The organism is Pseudomonas sp. FG43, assembly GCF_057809175.1.
Window position 1 is genome coordinate 125,123 of record NZ_JBMDJL010000004.1, and the last position, 16,528, is coordinate 141,650.

Consider the following 16,528-nt stretch of genomic DNA (forward strand, 5'->3'; position numbering starts at 1 on the left):
CGAGATCGCTGGGCACATGGAGAGCACTTTAGCCGTACACTATGGTGCGGAACCGGAACGAGCTGAAGGTTAGTGTTCTTCCATCAGGTATGCATCTCAGGCTGGCGACGGTAGTGGACTCGCCCAAGAAACGAACCAATAGAAACCGCTGATTTTGAAGGCAAAGCTCGATGGACAAGGCTGACCGGTACCTAAAGGCAGGTACCCGGGAGAACACCCGCAAAAGCTATCGAGCTGCGATCGAGCACTTCGAAGTGACGTGGGGCGGCTACCTGCCCACCACAGGCGACGGTATCGTTCGCTACCTGGCTGAATACGCCGACAAGCATGCGATCAGCACGCTTAAGCAGCGTTTGGCCGCGCTGGCGCAGTGGCATATCACCCAAGGATTTCCAGACCCGACCAAGACGCCTAACGTGCGCCAGATGATCAAGGGCATCCGTGTCGTGCATCCCGCCCAGGTCAAGCAGGCTGCGCCCCTCCTACTCACGCATCTCGAACAAGCCGTGAAGTGGCTGGAAGCAGAAGCCGCCGCCGCGCTCGACCGCGGTGACTACAAGACGCTGCTGCGCCACCGTCGCTCGGTGGCAATGGTGCTGATCGGATTCTGGCGGGGATTCCGCGGGGATGAGTTGGCCAGGCTCACGGTGGAGAACACAAAAGCCTATAGCGGTGAAGGCATCACGTTCTTCCTGCCGCACACCAAGGGTGATCGCCTGCACGAGGGGACAACCTTTCAGACGCCGGCGCTGACAATGCTGTGTCCGGTCGAGGCTTATATCAACTGGATTACCGTTGCAGGTCTCGCGAAGGGCCCTGTCTTCCGCCGCCTGGATCGCTGGGGGAATTTGGCGGACAAGGCCATCCAACCCCATAGCCTGATTCCGATGCTGCGACGGATCTTCAAGGAAGCCGGGCTGCCTGAAGAGCTGTACAGCGCCCACTCGATGCGACGTGGCTTTGCAACCTGGGCCTCTGCCAATGGGTGGGACATCAAGGGGCTGATGAGCTATGTGGGCTGGAAGGATATGAAGTCTGCACTTCGCTACGTCGATGCAAGCGTTTCTTTCGGGGGCATCGCGTTGCGTTCAAGCAGGCATATATCTGGGGCTGGAGCTTAGACAAAAAGGCGTGTTCTCAAAGGCTTAATCGCACGCCTTCCGCAGAAACAGATCGACCTTGCGCCGTTGTTGTTCCGCGGAGCGGGCGGTACGGTCTACCGGTATGGCTGTGTTGCTCATGCGCCTAGATGGATTATCTCGACACTGGTCACCGTAACAGCACTGCACCAGAAAGGCAGTTCTCATACAGGTATTCATTACCGATAAGCCGGTAGCTCTTCAATGCAACGTCGGGATAACTCAAACAACGGAGAAAATGCTCTGATTCGGCATTTAATTCGCCCCGAACATTTCAAGAAAGTTTGGTTGTCCATTAGATGCTGCCAAGCCGCCATCGACAGGAATGATTACTCCGTTGACGAAGCTGGCATCATCGCTGGCCAGAAACGCAATGACAGCCGCGACCTCTTCTGGTGCTGCCTGTCTACCGGCAGGCAGCCGGGCGCGAAATGCAGACATGATCGCCTCGTTCTTTTCTATATCTGCCGTCGCATCTGTGCTGGTAAGGCTAGGAGCGACGGCATTTACTCGGACATTACGGGCGGCGTATTCCAAGGCAAGTGACCGGGTCAGGTTGGTGACCGCCCCCTTTGCCGCGTTGTACCCGCTTCCTCCCCAATCGCCACCCAAACCCGATGCAGACGAGACATTAACGATTGAGCCATTGGTTTCGAGCAAATAGGGCAACGCCTCTCGACAGCCGAAGTAGACCCCGTCCAGGTCAGTAGCTATCTGCCGCCGCCAGTCCTCTGTAGAAAGTTGGGCGAATGGGCCAAAGATGGCGAAACCAGCGTTGTTTATTAGGACGTCGAGCCGACCAAACCTCGCGACCGTGTCGGCCACCAGTTGCTTGACGTACACCTCGTCTGAGATGTCGCCGGGATGGAGCATCACCCGTGCCGGATCAGCCCCAACCACTGTCTCGGCCAGCTTCTGTTCGCGGCGGCCATTCAATACAACCGACGCGCCCTCGGATAAGAACCGGCGGGCTGTAGCCGCCCCGATTCCCGTCCCCGCCCCTGTCACGATTACAACTTTGCCTGCGAATCGATTCATGATGTTTTCCTCGGCGTATGGGTGACGAACTTGGTGGCTATCCTCCGGAGGCAGCCTTGTCGAAATCAAAACAGCCGGTCTACCGGCAGCGCCGCTAAAGAGCCCCCAAGCACTGTTCAGTTGGCTGATGAGAACAAACGACACAGCTCGGTATCAGATGAATAGGGGCGACTATGGCACGACGACAGACATTGAGGGGCGGTACTCTTGACGAGGCAATAGACGCTCTCCTCGCCCAGATGATTAGCTCAGGAGTGGAGCTCGCTCCCATTTCCCGACCGGAGGTGCAGCGCCGGCTAGGCCTGACAAGCCGAGCTACGCTAGGAGGTGACCGTAGAGACAGAATTGAGGCCGCCCGTATTGTTCAAATGAGGGAAAGCGGGAGGGATCCGGATGGTGCCCGCCGGCGCAGGAGTTTCAAAGAGCGTATTGCAAGTCTTCAAGCGGAGAACGCTGCGTTGGCAATACAGCGAGACAAGCTTTTCGAGGCTCTGTCAGTAATAGCACACAACTGCCTTATGAACGGTTTGGACGTAGAGTCAGTAATGGCGCCTTTGAGAAACACCCGATAAATCAGCTTGGCACTCTTCGTATCGACTACAAATTACGGCATGGTAATCTGCCTAGAGCGCTAGACAGGGCTGCGTCAGCTCTGATGACTACACATTACGGTACATGTCTCCTGACTACTTCGTATCAGACGCGAAGCGTTGACATGTGCGCCAACCGCTCGTAGAGTTTGGTCGGTAGCCCCTGAGGCACTTGAGTTTTATCTCCCCTTGAGGGTCCTGCAAAGCCCGGTTTTTGACCGGGCTTTTGCCTTTCTGCTGTGTTGTGTTGCCGCTGACCGAAAACTGACCCAGGTGTTCAACTGCTTCTGCTCACTTTCCGAGCAGGAGAACACAGGGTGATCAGCATGGAAATGATAGGAAAAATTCGGCGGATGTACTTTCGCGACAAGCTGTCGCTGCATCAGATAGCCAAGCGTACTGGCCTGTCCAGGAACACGATCCGAAAGTGGATCAGGGCCCCCGAAACCAAACAGCCTGTGTACCAACGACGTGCAGCTTTCAACAAGCTGAGCCCGTTTCACGCAACGCTGGAGCAGGCGCTCAAAGCCGATTCGCTTCGGGCCAAACACAACCGCAGAACCGCAAAGGCTCTCTTCGACCAGATCAAAGCCGAGGGCTACGACGGCGGCTACAGCCAACTGACCGCCTTCATCCGCGCGTGGCGCGGTGAGCAAGGTAAATCCTTGCGGGCCTTTGTGCCGTTGACGTTCGCGCTGGGCGAGGCTTTCCAGTTCGATTGGAGTGAAGAGGGTCTGCTGATCGGCGGGCTGTTCAGGCGGATCCAGGTCTCCCACATGAAGCTCTGTGCCAGCCGCGCATTTTGGCTGGTGGCCTATCCCAGCCAAGGTCATGAGATGTTGTTTGATGCCCATACTCGCTCGTTTGGAGTATTGGGTGGCGTGCCGCGTCGCGGCATTTACGACAACATGAAAACGGCGGTCGACAAGGTCAGCAAGGGGAAAGGCCGGACGGTCAATGCCCGGTTTTCGGTGATGCGCGCGCACTATCTGTTCGACCCAGACTTCTGCAACGTGGCTTCGGGCTGGGAAAAAGGAATCGTCGAGAAGAACGTCCAGGACAGTCGGCGGCGCATCTGGCTCGATGCTCAAGACTGCCTGTTTCATACCTTCGATGAGCTGAATGTCTGGCTCGGCCAGCGCTGCCGAACTCTCTGGAGTGAGCTGCCGCACCCGCAATATAAAGGGCTTACGGTGGCAGATGTTCTGGAGCTGGAGCGGGTGGAAATGATGCCGATGCCCAGCGCTTTCGACGGCTATGTCGAACGCACCGTGCGGGTCTCCAGTACCTGCCTGATCAGCGTGGCGCGCAATCGTTACTCAGTGCCTTGCGAGCGCGTCGGTCAGTGGGTCAGCAGCCGTTTATATCCCTCGCGGGTTGTGGTCGTTGCTGATGAAACAACTATCGCCAGTCATGAGCGACTGTTTGATCGAGACCAAGTCAGCTACGACTGGCAGCACTACATCCCGCTGATCGAGCGCAAACCTGGCGCACTTCGCAATGGCGCCCCATTTGCTGATTTACCCAAACCATTACGCCTGCTCAAGCGTGGCCTCCGGCGTCACGCTAACGGTGATCGCGTCATGACCCAAGTGTTGGCTGCGGTGCCCATCAGCGGTCTCGACTCTGTTCTGGTGGCCGTGGAGCTGGTGCTTGAGTCTGGCAGCTTGAGCGCTGATCACATCCTGAATGTCCTGGCTCGACTGACGTCCACGGCACCGCCGCCTTCTGTAGAAACGAATCTACAGCTGAAGGTTGCGCCAACAGCCAACACGGCTCGATATGACCAACTGCGTGCGAAAGATGAGGAGAGCCGAAATGCGTGACTTGATGGCAGAACTTAAAGAGCTTCGCTTGCATGGCATGGCGCACGCCTGGGAAGAACTGGCGGCCCAAGGTGAAGCTTCGACGGCATCATCAAAATGGCTGCTAGAGCATCTGCTCCAGCAGGAGCAGGCAGATCGCGCCGTGCGCTCCGTGAATCATCAGATGAACATGGCCAAGCTCCCCATGCACCGAGATTTGGCAGGCTTTGACTTCAGCGCTTCCAGCGCTGATGCCCGACTGGTCAAAGAATTATCCAGTCTGGAGTTCACGGAGACGGCCCAAAACGTCGTGTTCATCGGCGGGCCCGGTACCGGTAAAACACACTTGGCCAGCGCGCTGGCTGTGTCCGGGATCACTGTTCACAACAAACGAGTCCGCTTCTTCTCCACGGTAGACCTCGTCAATCTGTTGGAACGTGAGAAGTACGACGGGAAAACGGGCCGGATTACGCAGGGGCTGCTGCGCACAGACCTCGTCATCCTGGATGAGCTGGGCTATTTGCCCTTCAGCCAAAGCGGTGGTGCGCTGCTGTTTCATCTCTTGTCCAAGCTCTACGAACACACCAGCGTGATCATCACGACCAACCTGAGCTTCTCGGAATGGTCGAGCGTTTTTGGCGACGCGAAAATGACTACTGCACTGCTGGATAGACTGACGCACCACTGCCACATCGTTGAAACAGGCAACGAGTCCTATCGTCTGCAACACAGCACTCTGGCTGCCCAGACAAAGATCAAGACACGTGAGCGAAAGCGCAAGGAAGGTGATGTTGTTGAGGACGATGAGCCATTTTAATCCAGATCGGAAACTGCCCTATCACACGCACCATGTGGTGGGGCTTCGATCATTTGAGGTCGGACAGGGCTGCTACGCTAATCCACAATTGCTGATGACAAATCGGCAATCTGCCCTGGGTCAATTTTCAATCGGCAGGGTGGGTCAGTTTTCAATCAGCGCCGACAGTCAGGCCGCCCCGGCTGCGCCCGAGCGCGTGGTCTTGCGGTTCTTCAGGCCCTCTTTTTTCCCGGCACCAGAAGAGGCCCGGGTTGCTCGTACTGCGGTGGAGTCAATCATCCAGGTCTCCAGATCGATTAACCCTTGCTCGTTGAGCTTGATGTGAAGCCGCTTGAGCATTTGGTCAAACGCTCCGCGATTGCGCCAATCACGAAAGTGCTGATGCACCGTTGGCCAGGGGCCGAAGCGCTCGGGCATATCGCGCCAGGCGGCGCCCGAGCAGAGCCCCCAAAGTACACCGTTGAGCATCAAGCGATCATCTGTTCGCGGGCGCCCGCTACGGCGGGGTTCGTTGAAGATATCTGCAACCAAATCCCAGGCTGCGTCGGGGAGTTCGTACCGTTTGGCCATCGTGGGCTCCTGCCTTTGATGGTCGCGGACTGTACTGAATCTCAACGGTTGTGGAATTCAAATTGATTTCGGCTGATTTCGTACAGAGCCTAGCCACATGATCTAACGAGGTGCTTAGCACCAAGCGCACCAGAAGCATGTCGTCGACCGACCGCGAGTATGGTTTTGATGCCGGCTCACGTTAAATCGAACTCACTCATGGCAATTCGCTAGCAACTCCCGCTGCCAAGATTTAGGATTAGATCAGCCGACAGACATTGTCATTTTGAGCCAAGGAAGCTGCTCACTCGCCGCCTTACGCTCAGGCCACGACCGTTTGAAACAGGGAGAGCTTCAATGAGTTCCAGCGATGCCGAGAAAATTGCCAACGACGCGTTAGATTCGTTCCAGCAAATTGAACAAATTGCTTCCAAGCAGCTCGCTACCGGAAGTCGCGAAGCCTCGGAAGCTTTGGCCGTCGTCAATACCTTCACTGGCGCGGCGGCCGTCGAGCAGATTGCTTCCATCTCGGATGACGTGACCAAGTCACTGATAAGCCTCGTTCGAGAGCCAGCTGTGTCGCGGATAGTGGTGGAGAACGAGAAAGGCCAGGTTGAGACGTACTACATCTGCCGCACGACTGGGGGATTCGTCCTCAATCACGGCAAGCTAGCAGGTTACCGCTCTCCTTTCGGACGTTTGGCTGCCCACGGCGCAGGTGATGACGTTGATCTAGAGATAGCGGGAAAAAAAGTCAGCTACCGCGTCTTGGATAAACTCGAGTTGAAGCCCCAGAAAAGCGCTGCGCTCTGGGACTCAATCGATAGCATTTGGCGGCAAGAACGCTCAGCACCTCAGACGATCCCCTCTCTTCGCAAGGTTATTCAGCCGGGCGACGAAAGCGATTCTTTTTTCGCCATGCTCGCCGGCAGCTCTGAAACCGAGAAGATCAGGGAAGGTGTACGTCACCAGATCCGAAACGCTATGGCCCTTCGAGACCAGGCGATTCTCGACAAATTCCAGGACGAAATCTTCCGCCTCTCTGTAGACCACCAGCTCATCATCCTCGGCCCACCGGGGACAGGCAAGACAAGCACCTTGATCAAACGTCTTGGGCAGAAGCTGGACTGGGAAGCGCTTAGCCAGGAAGAACGGCTTTTGCTGGGCCCACAGTCTAAGCGCTCAAGCTGGATGATGTTCACGCCGTCAGACCTCTTAAAGCATTACGTCAAAGAGGCCTTCAATCGCGAGAACGTGCCGGCTTCTGACGAGCATATCAAGACCTGGAGCAAGCGCCGGCATGAGCTGGCAAGGTCGACATTTGGCATCCTCAGGACGGGCAACGGTGGCACATGCATTCTGAAGGAGGATCGCCAATTCGCCCCGGAGGACATCAACGATGATCCGCGTCAGTGGTTCACCGATTTCAAAACACATCACCAAAGCCGTCTCCTCGCCGCCCTGAAGGAAGGAGCAATTCTGCTCCGGGATTCTGCCCCGAACCTAGTAGATGCGGTGGTGCACAAGCTGTTTGCCACAGCCGAGGGACTCCGACCAGAAGGGCTGCTGAGTGCCTATGCCGAGTGGAACAATCTTGAGGCGCGGATTGACCCTATGCTCAAAGCCAGTCGCGCAACCACAGATGACTTGATCAAGAGGCAGGGCAACCTCCTCTACAACCACAACAAGGCCATCTTCGCAGAAATGGCCGCCTTCCTTGATAGCCTCGGTCAAAATGATGAAGACGACGATGACGGTGCCGAGTTTGATGATGATAGTGCTGAAGAAGGTACGCCGACCCAATCACACACCGCAGAGCTCAAGGCATTCACGGCTTACCGCAAGTTTCTCCAGGCCTATGCGCGTACTCGCTATCGGAATGGCAATCTAGGCAAGACAAGCCGTTCTGCTCAACTACGGAACTGGCTTGGAGATCGAGTCCCTTCAGATCAATGGCTTGAAACACTCGGGCGGGAGATGTGTTTCCAGAACGCCCTGCGGCGCTTTAGAGACGCGTGGAAACGCTACATCCTTGATGTACCGGCAAGCTACAGAGCGTTCCGTCGCGACAGCGTTACGCTTGATAGGTACCGCTATGAGCGGCCAGAGCACGCTTCCCACATTGATGAGACAGAGCTCGACGCGATCCTTCTCCTCATGCTTCGATCAGCTCGTGAACTGATCCGCCAGGATTTCGTAAAACGGCATATCGACGAACCTCGCTTCACCGAGTTGGCCAGGATCTCGAGCCAGTTCCTGCAGCAAGTCCTAGTGGACGAAGCCACGGACTTCTCGCTCCTCCAGCTAGCTTGCATGGAAAGCCTGACTGACCCTGCTATTGAATCGTTCTTTGCCTGTGGAGACTTCAATCAACGGATTACAGGGGTTGGCCTCAAGCAGCTCGATCAACTTGAGTGGATTTCCCCTCGCCTCAAGCCTCAACGTATCAATACGGTCTATCGGCAGAGTCGCCTGTTGAACAGCTTCGCGGCCAAGCTGCTTGAGCACATGGATGGAGACACCGAAGCAGTAGGAAGCCTGCCGGAGCACTCTACTCACGAAGGTGTACTGCCGGTGCTAGGTGAGAACCTACGGGGTGAAGACGTCGTCACCTGGGTCGCCGAGAGGATCTTCGAGATCGAGGATCAGATCCGCTCCAAAAATGAGCCAGTGCCTACGATTGCTGTCCTGGTCGATTCCGAGGCGGACGTGAAGCCCATTGCCGAAGCGCTCACCAAAAAACTGGAGAGCAGGAGTCTGATTGCAGCCCCCTGTGTCGATGGTCAGTCCTTGGGAAACCAATCCGATATCCGGGTATTTGATGTCCAGCACATCAAGGGGCTCGAGTTCGAAGCAGTGTTCTTCATCGGGCTGGATGAGCTCGTCGAAGCCAAACCTACTCTGTTCGAGCGATTCCTGTATGTGGGCGCCACCCGTGCGGCGACCTATCTCGGTATGGTCTGCCACAAAAAGCTTCCTGGTACGTTGGAAAAACTTCGTCCAGCGTTTGGCATCACCTGGTAGCAAATCCAGCGACTTCAGAATTAGATCCTAAAACCATTTAATATTTAAAAGGAACCTCCCCATGCATTACACACCAAATCAGCAGACGGGCGACACAGGAGAGCTCATTGTAAAGAAAGAATTTGTCAAACTTTTTGGCTGGCCATACAGACGCCAAGAAGTAGATCTAGGGATAGATGCTGAATTCGAGACGCTGCTCGAAGGGAATTTAGCTTCTGGCAGGATCGTAAAAGTCCAAGTGAAAGCCATATCCGAATCGTTTGTCGACGGCATCAACACTGTTTACCCAACGCCTGAGCACGTTGAGTATTGGAAGACGCTTTCAGTCCCAGTAATACTGTGCGCTGTCAGCACAACAACCGAAGAGATTCTTTGGAAAGTAATAGAGCCAGAGATAGACTATTCAACACCCAAAGGCGCCAAGGTTGAGTTCGACAGAGCAGTGGACAAGCTAGATATCTCTGCAAAATCTAAGCTTGAGAGGATCGCGACATTCGGAAACAGCATTATCCTGCATCTGGCAGAAATCACATCACGTTCCGTAAACGGCTTCTTTGATGAGCGCGGAAATGGTTGGCTGTCGATCGAAAACCCATCTTCCCTGGAACAACACGCAGCCAATGAAGAAGCCATCCTCATAATTTATAGACTGATCAATCTAAGTAAAGGGCGCGTACCACCTCACGTTGTCCAAATGGTAGACAACATGAATCGCCTATGGAATCAATTAGACCTTGAACTGCACAGACAACGAACGGCGGATCTCTATTGAACTTCTAGCACGCCCGTCTGATATAACCTCTGTAAGAGGCATGATCGTACAGATGCGGGCCTCGTAAGCGGAGCGCGCAGGCCGCCCCGGCCGAAGGCGTGCGGGATGGAAGCCCGAAGGGCCGAGACCCTTGAAATGCGGGGCTCGGTTCACGACAGCCTGGCCGCGCAGCGGCACGCCCAAGCTACCAATCTGAATCGCCCCTAGTTTCGTAGACGTTCCAAGCCTCATAGAGCGGCCGAGTTCCTGACTTATGTGAAGGTGGACGGAATAGCCACCCAATGGCGACTCAATTACGCTTGCTCCAGACCACGATGCACTTGGCCTCGGGTTTAATAGCCCCCACAAAACCTCTTGAAGCGAGGGTATCGATCAGTCGGCGATCTACATCATGAGCCGGCAGGTTCACGCGCCGTTTGTTGAGTAACGCCTGATACTCCTCGCCCACGAGCGGCAATACTCCAGCCGTTTCTGGCCAACTGCAGCCCATCGAGAGAGCATGGATCAGCATGTTGATCCTTTGCTCTCTAGAGAGCGCCCCGTCCGGGAGCAACTTCAGCAGCGTCGGGAGGTAGGCCTCCGGGAATCGCAATCCATCTCGGGTCGCGCGATCACACGCTCTAGCCAATGCTTCAACGGCACCGTCGCACGTGTCATAGGCGCCGTAAGGAATGCCCGACCATATCTTGATGCTCTCAGCAGTCGAGCACACCTGTGCGTTGGTCAGTTCAAGGGCCAACGACACCGGCAACGCCGACATGTCCATCTGTTCACGGGCGACGCCCCACCGGCGGATGAGATAAGCCCCTAGGTAAGAGAAAGCGTGATCGGCAATGAACGCCCGAATTTCCTCCCTGTACTCGACCAGGTCACCATTGGCGAACATCGCCCACCGATTGCGAGGCGCCGCGGTGTCCATGACAACGCTAGGGCTCAACACCACCTTCGAGAAAAGCGTTCGCAGGGTTGCATTCTCAACTTGCGACGTGCGAACGAGGAAAGTCTGCAAGCCAACGTTGCGACTGGCGTCCTGCCACAACTCTTCAGCCAAGTCTTGAGCGTTGTGCTTGAGAAACTCCGCGAAATTATCCAGCGCCGACTCGCCCAAATCGATGAAATCTTCGGATTCTTTATCTGCTACCAGGGCGCGATTGAAGTACGTCCAAGCTGCATTCCCCACAGGCCGAACACGTCCCGCCATCATGATTTGCGCCCATAACGAGGTAGGTACCGCGTCAAGGTCAGTCAAACTGCAGGTCGTCTGCTCGAGCAATACCTGCAGTGTGTAGGCTTCACTCTGGCAAAGTCCGAACAAGGCCACGAGCGATTCCGGTGTCTCTTCGAGCGATCCTTCCTGGCTCACGAGCTGCGCCACGAAACCGTCCGGGTTTTCCTCGATCAGGCTGTCCAGGCCAGTGATTTCCAGCTTGCTAAGCCGATGGTACGTTACCCTAACGCTCTGATTTCCCGGATCCAGTATATGGCAGAGCAATTGCAGCATTTTGAGATTAAGGGCCAGACAACCCCACTCCACCATTTGCCGCAAATCTCCAGACGAGGCACTCGCATCAAGGTTGGAGAATTGCGCTGGCAACTCCCTGACCCACCTCCATCCGTTTTGACTACTCGCAAGCTTCGCCGAAAGAACCGAAGCATCACGCAGCTCATTGATAGCCTTCCTCAACCGGCCTGACTTATCGTCGAGGGTCTGCATCTCCTTAGGCGTCAGCGCATCCAGAAGAGCAATGAGGAACTGCTGCCGCAGGGTGGATGTTTTGAATCGATCATGGCTGAGCAGTAACGGAATGAGATCGCGATCTGCGCCATACATTGCTCTCATAAGCGCAGAACCGTACGTCCCAGGAACAATCGGTGCTACCGCCTCGGCGAAACGCTCCTTGTAATCATGACCGCTTCGGAGGATCAAGCGAAGTTTGTCCCTTCTGGCAACCACCTCATCCTTACGCGACTGCAAAAGCTCGTGAATAAGATCGACCATAATGCCGCGCCCGCCATCTACCGAATCCAGATCCAACTTCCTGATCACAAGCTCCGGATTATGTATTGGAGTGGTCACGTCGTACTCCTCACCCCTGACAAGCCCCATGATGAGGTTCTTATCCGATTGGGTGAGTGATCCCTCGTAGAAATATCCGAGGTAATCGACATAATCCGTGTCGAAGAAACCGCGGTGAACGAGGAAAGTTATGAGTTCTAGCCCTTTTAGGCGTTTGGCAAGCTCTGCGCCGTACCCCAGGGAAACGATCTGCCGAAAACCTGCCGTTTTGAGGCGTAGCACTTTGCTTCGATTCGTTTCAAGTTGCTCATCCAACTCATCGAGCGACGTCTGAAAGCGTTGCAGGCGCTCATCGTAACGTGCCTCTTGCAAAGCCTTTTTAGACAGGACAGCTTGACCGTTATCTTGCCAGTGTGAAATCACAATTGGTTGCACGCTTCGACATGCTACTACCTGGGCGAATACAGGATCCGATACAAAGTTCAGTAGCGTGAACGTAGACCCGCCATCTAGCCGCACGTGGTTTGCAGTGGGTTTGTCCCCAAGTTTCAAAATCTCAAACCAGACGGACACACGTAGATGCTCCACGCTATCGGCCACCTCGTCTTCACGTGCCGCACGCTGATCCTCTAGCGCTTGAGCTGCCGTTTCGAGTAAGTCGGTTTCGGCTTTTACCCACTTTGCGTAGCCATCAATGACGCCATAGATCGTGCCCCTCCGCTTGACCAGGTCCGCATAGGCATTGGGGTGCAGATTTCGGATCGCAACCATCGCAAACAGCTTGTTGGGATCCAGCTCCAGACCGTCCTTAGCCAGTACGTTCGCGTAGACGTCATACTCGTTGACGATGTTCTTGATCAGCCTCATTTCGTCGATGTAGTAGCACACCGTCTCGATGAGTTTGAGATTCAAGCCATCATCGAGCGGTTTGCCGGCCACCTGGCGGGCCTTCATGAGCTCGACCAGCTTTTCCCTGGAGTTCTCGGAGTTGATCACAGGGATGATGGGGATAATGAGGTCGAAGAATTTTGTCTTGTCCGTGACCGTGAACAGCTCATCACGGATGGCGTAGACGAAATGGACAGGACGCTTGACCTGGGGTGATCGCTGGATGATGAAGTTGATCTCTCGCAGCCTGAAGAAAATGTCCTGGATGTCGAAGCGATCCAGGTCTTCAATGACCACCACGTTGATATCACTGCGCTCGAAGCAGTAGATGATTTCATCGACGTTCTTATGAAGCACCGAGCTATGGTGAGTCGCTTCAAGCTTGCCTCCCTTGAGGGTCAGCCCATCGATGGTAAACAGGGACATGAACCTCAACCCGGCGTACAACAGATAGATTGCACCAATCGCCACTCCAGCCAGCGCTGCAGACTCGGGAAGAACCATTAAGCCCTTGATCAGCCATTCAAGCGACACGGTTTTTATCATCGCAAGCTTGGGTACATAGAGCCTCAAGGCGCAGACGGCAAGCAAAGTGAACCCCAGGGTGCGCATGCTAATACTGAAGTTTGAGGCCTGGGCTATCCGTTTCAGTCGAGTCTTGGGCACTTTCGCTGCGGGCACCGCGTAGAGCAGTTGCTGGACGATGGTCTCTTCAATGCGATTAACCAGATCGACATCCCCAAGTGAGTGCTCGCCCCCGGTAACAGCCGGGCCCTCAGGTGCGGAGTCAGGGTCGGGAGGTTGGCCACTAGGCTGAGGAGTCAAACCCAAGGTGGGTTTGCTGAAGGTCGCGAGGGACACATAGGTGTGGTTGAACTGTGGATGGTTGCTGAAGAATGTCTTCAGCACGCTGCTCTTACCCGCGCCATAGCTACCTGTGAGCGCGATGTTCAGAACATCGGAGTTTTCCAGGGCATGTAGCAACTCGCGCTCATACCGGGCCGATCGGCCGTCCGTGACAATGATGGGGGTCAACGGCTCAAAGAAAGGATCAACGTTGCCTCTCTGATGCCGTGTGGACAGCACCCTCCACGCAGCTCTCCCTCCAACCACAAGCGCTTCCCACGCCAGGCCTAGACAATTTTTGATAGCTCCCAGCATCTATCCAGATCTCATGCAATGGCCTTCCGTGTCCCGCCGAGCAGGCGAATGACCGCTAATAATATGCAGCGGTGACGCTGCAACAAAATCCAATAGCGGCTATATGACATATTCGGTCACGAAACACCACGCAAGCGCACCCCGTGCCGCCGTCGAACATACCTCCACCATCACTGGATGGACGGATAAAGGTCGGGGCGACGAGACTAATGACCGGGGGAGAGCTAGGTCTATGAACACTAATCGATGAACAGTCGCGCTGATTTAGAGACCATTGAGTCAGCATTCTCGGGCCCTTGATCGACTTATGAACATATGACATCGCCCACTTGTTAAATAAAATGTCATTTCAGATTTCCGAACCTGTCAGCGTTTCAAATAGATTGGACATCGACTTTTAAAATGCACGTCCGGAAATCATATCTTCTAGATTTTTAGAGAGGAACTGGATTTCCCCGCCAACCTCCACCAGGTCGGGCTCCAGCCAAGCTCCGCGTACCAGTTTCAGATAGCAAAACCCTAGCCGATAGCGATTATGACTCGCCTCGAGCCGTACCATGCTGCGTTCAACCAGCAACCCCAGACGGTAAAGGGTCGCGCGCGAAGATGCTATACGTCCAGATTACAGCAACCAGTGCAGCAATGAACTGCACTTGCCTTGCTTGTTCAGCCACCTCCAGCCTTCCACACTCCTCCCACTTTCACTATCCAGAAACATGGCGAGGAGCTGTTCATGGCGCATGCAATCCGATTCACCACATTTGGTCCTTCCGATGTCCTCAAACTTGAAGAGATTAGCGATCATTCTCCAGGTGCCGGGCAGGTTTGGCTTGAACAAAAAGCGATTGGCGTGAACTACCTCGACGTGACCCAACGCAATGGTACCGTAGGCGTGCAACTGCCTTCGGGACTAGGCCTGGAAGGTGCAGGTGTTGTGACGGCAGTGGGACCAGACGTCATCAATGTCCATGTCGGCGACCGTGTTGCCTACGCAACCGGACCAATCGGTGCCTATGCCACCGCGCGGCTCTATCCAGCAGACAAACTTGTAGCTATCCCTGATCGGTTGTCCTTCGACGACGCCGCAGCTGTCCTGTTCAAAGGCATCACCGCGCAATACTTGTTGAAGAGTACGTACCCCGTAGGCCTTGGCACCACAATTCTTCTTTACGGTGTCGCCGGTGGTGTCGGATCGATTATGGCCAAATGGGCAAAGCACCTGGGTGCCCGGGTCATCGGTGTTGTGTCGAAAGCAACCAGCGTACGGAGAGCCCGCTCTCTGGGCTGTGACGAGGTGATAGTCTTTGATGCTCAAACACTCGCTGAAGAAGTCTCTCGTGTGACTGAGGGCAAGAAAGTGGATGTCGTGTACGACGCCATTGGGCGCGTGTCATTTGAAGCTTCTCTCAACAGCCTCCGCCCCCGCGGACTTCTGGTTTCATTCGGAGCCTCCTCAGGTGCGCCATCGGCTGTCGAGCTGGCAACGCTTAATGCCAAAGGGTCACTGTTTCTGACTCGACCTTCACTTGTCGCACACACTGCAACCCTCACCGAATATCGTGAGCGCGCACAAGACGTGTTGCAGGCAGTCGAAGCAGGTATATTCTCTGCCGACATCTGGCGCAAATACTCGTTGTCACAAGCCGCACAAGCCCACGCGGATCTCGAGTCAGGCCAATCATCTGGAACCATTATCCTCAACCCATGAACGCAGACTTTCTCGATGCCCAACACAGCGATGAGATAGCCGCTTTTCTGGCGGTGGCCGGACAGGGCTCTTTCGTTGCTGCGGGGCGTCTGCTGGAGCGCCACCCAACCGTTATTTCCAAACGCCTTGCGGCAATGGAAAAACGTTTGGGCGTCACGCTGATCGAGCGCTCCACCCGGCAGGTGCGCATTACCAATGTCGGATTGGATCTCGAGCAGAATCTACGCGCAGCCATGAGCATGATCGCTGAAGCACAACAGCAGGCGGCACAAGGTGCCGCCCAAGCACGGGGCACACTGAGGCTGGCATTGCCAGCGGCGATGGGGAGGCTATGGCTTGGCCCGATACTGCCCGAGTTTCTCGAGCAATACCCCAATGTATCCGTCGTCGCCGACTACAGCGAACGGGTGGTTGACATCATTGATGAAGGCTTTGACGCAGCCATCAGAATTGGTGAGCTGGATGACAATCGGCTGATCGCGAAAAAACTTTGCGATCATCGCCGAATTCTCTGTGCTTCACCGGCGTATCTGGCCCGATATGGCGTACCCAAGACTCCCGAAGACCTGGTTCATCATCAGTGCCTGCGCTTCTCCGGGCTTGCCTCCTTTCCACACTGGCATTTACACCGCGGAAACCAACGCCAGGTTGTGCAACCAAGAGGAAATCTGACCTCCAATGACAGCGAGTCCTTACTATCAGCCGCGTGTGCCGGCGCAGGCATTATGGGTGCGGGCGAATGGTTGATAACGCGTGAGATCGCAGCGGGTCGACTGATCCGAATACTTGAGCATTGGCAGCTGGATGCAACTGGCGGAGTCTACCTTGTCAGACCTTCGGCAAAGTATCCAGCCGCTACAGTAGTCGCTTTCAAGGACTGGATAGAAACCCGCTTCGCTGGCGCTGCGCCATGGGAACAGTGAATCACCTTCACCAGTCCTGACGATTGAGTTTCAAGACGGTTGGGCCTCAGACTTGCGGCTGAGCTACGAAAAGTTTAAGGCCAGGCGTTGAGATGAC

9 protein-coding genes and 1 pseudogene are annotated in these 16,528 nt (G+C 55.2%); 7 read left to right on the top strand and 3 right to left on the bottom strand.

The annotated features are described in order from the left end of the window. Positions 1 to 170 precede the first annotated feature (170 nt). Positions 171 to 1,121 (top strand): tyrosine-type recombinase/integrase, encoded by a 951-nt coding sequence (locus ACODS3_RS06950; RefSeq protein WP_489033864.1) that lies wholly within the window; start codon positions 171 to 173, stop codon positions 1,119 to 1,121. A 273-nt stretch (positions 1,122 to 1,394) separates the two neighbouring features. Here the strand turns inward: ACODS3_RS06950 and budC are convergent, their stop codons facing one another. After that, positions 1,395 to 2,177 carry a meso-2,3-butanediol dehydrogenase gene (budC, locus tag ACODS3_RS06955; protein ID WP_489033865.1) on the bottom strand — a complete coding sequence of 261 codons (783 nt, stop codon included), beginning with the start codon at positions 2,175 to 2,177 and terminating at the stop codon, positions 1,395 to 1,397. Positions 2,178 to 3,093: 916 nt separating this feature from the next. On the opposite strand from budC, the gene istA reads away from it, so the two are divergent. Both istA and istB read left to right on the top strand, forming a co-directional pair. Further along, complete coding sequence (istA, locus tag ACODS3_RS06960; protein WP_489033930.1) at positions 3,094 to 4,593, top strand: IS21 family transposase; 1,500 nt, start codon at positions 3,094 to 3,096, stop codon at positions 4,591 to 4,593. Beyond that, positions 4,586 to 5,389, top strand: coding sequence for an IS21-like element helper ATPase IstB (gene istB / locus ACODS3_RS06965; RefSeq protein ID WP_489033866.1), 804 nt, complete (start codon positions 4,586 to 4,588; stop codon positions 5,387 to 5,389). The genes istA and istB overlap by 8 nt, the downstream gene beginning before the upstream one ends. A gap of 83 nt (positions 5,390 to 5,472) precedes the next feature. Here the strand turns inward: istB and ACODS3_RS06970 are convergent. Then, positions 5,473 to 5,959, bottom strand: a pseudogene (locus ACODS3_RS06970) (IS5 family transposase); the annotation flags it as partial. Between the two features lie 336 nt (positions 5,960 to 6,295). On the opposite strand from ACODS3_RS06970, the gene ACODS3_RS06975 reads away from it, so the two are divergent. After that, complete coding sequence (locus ACODS3_RS06975) at positions 6,296 to 8,962, top strand: ATP-binding domain-containing protein (RefSeq protein WP_489033867.1); 2,667 nt, start codon at positions 6,296 to 6,298, stop codon at positions 8,960 to 8,962. 61 nt (positions 8,963 to 9,023) lie between these two features. Next, positions 9,024 to 9,734 (top strand): DUF4365 domain-containing protein, encoded by a 711-nt coding sequence (locus ACODS3_RS06980; RefSeq protein WP_489033868.1) that lies wholly within the window; start codon positions 9,024 to 9,026, stop codon positions 9,732 to 9,734. Between the two features lie 289 nt (positions 9,735 to 10,023). On the opposite strand, the gene ACODS3_RS06985 is transcribed toward ACODS3_RS06980, so the two are convergent. After that, on the bottom strand, positions 10,024 to 13,623 hold the full coding sequence (locus ACODS3_RS06985; RefSeq protein WP_489033869.1) for a YobI family P-loop NTPase: 3,600 nt from the start codon (positions 13,621 to 13,623) through the stop codon (positions 10,024 to 10,026). Between the two features lie 910 nt (positions 13,624 to 14,533). On the opposite strand from ACODS3_RS06985, the gene ACODS3_RS06990 reads away from it, so the two are divergent. After that, positions 14,534 to 15,508 carry a quinone oxidoreductase family protein gene (locus ACODS3_RS06990; protein ID WP_489033870.1) on the top strand — a complete coding sequence of 325 codons (975 nt, stop codon included), beginning with the start codon at positions 14,534 to 14,536 and terminating at the stop codon, positions 15,506 to 15,508. Beyond that, the gene (locus ACODS3_RS06995) at positions 15,505 to 16,431 is read left to right on the top strand and encodes a LysR family transcriptional regulator (RefSeq protein WP_489033871.1); all 927 of its coding nucleotides are present in this window, start codon (positions 15,505 to 15,507) and stop codon (positions 16,429 to 16,431) included. The genes ACODS3_RS06990 and ACODS3_RS06995 overlap by 4 nt, the downstream gene beginning before the upstream one ends. The last annotated feature ends 97 nt before the right edge of the window (positions 16,432 to 16,528 follow it).

Coding starts and splice junctions, on each gene's coding strand:
- ACODS3_RS06950 (WP_489033864.1), top strand. CDS start 171: ATGGACAAGGCTGACCGGTACCTAAAGGCAGGTACCCGGGAGAACACC.
- istA (WP_489033930.1), top strand. CDS start 3,094: ATGGAAATGATAGGAAAAATTCGGCGGATGTACTTTCGCGACAAGCTG.
- ACODS3_RS06980 (WP_489033868.1), top strand. CDS start 9,024: ATGCATTACACACCAAATCAGCAGACGGGCGACACAGGAGAGCTCATT.
- budC (WP_489033865.1), bottom strand. CDS start 2,177: ATGAATCGATTCGCAGGCAAAGTTGTAATCGTGACAGGGGCGGGGACG.
- ACODS3_RS06995 (WP_489033871.1), top strand. CDS start 15,505: ATGAACGCAGACTTTCTCGATGCCCAACACAGCGATGAGATAGCCGCT.
- istB (WP_489033866.1), top strand. CDS start 4,586: ATGCGTGACTTGATGGCAGAACTTAAAGAGCTTCGCTTGCATGGCATG.
- ACODS3_RS06990 (WP_489033870.1), top strand. CDS start 14,534: ATGGCGCATGCAATCCGATTCACCACATTTGGTCCTTCCGATGTCCTC.
- ACODS3_RS06975 (WP_489033867.1), top strand. CDS start 6,296: ATGAGTTCCAGCGATGCCGAGAAAATTGCCAACGACGCGTTAGATTCG.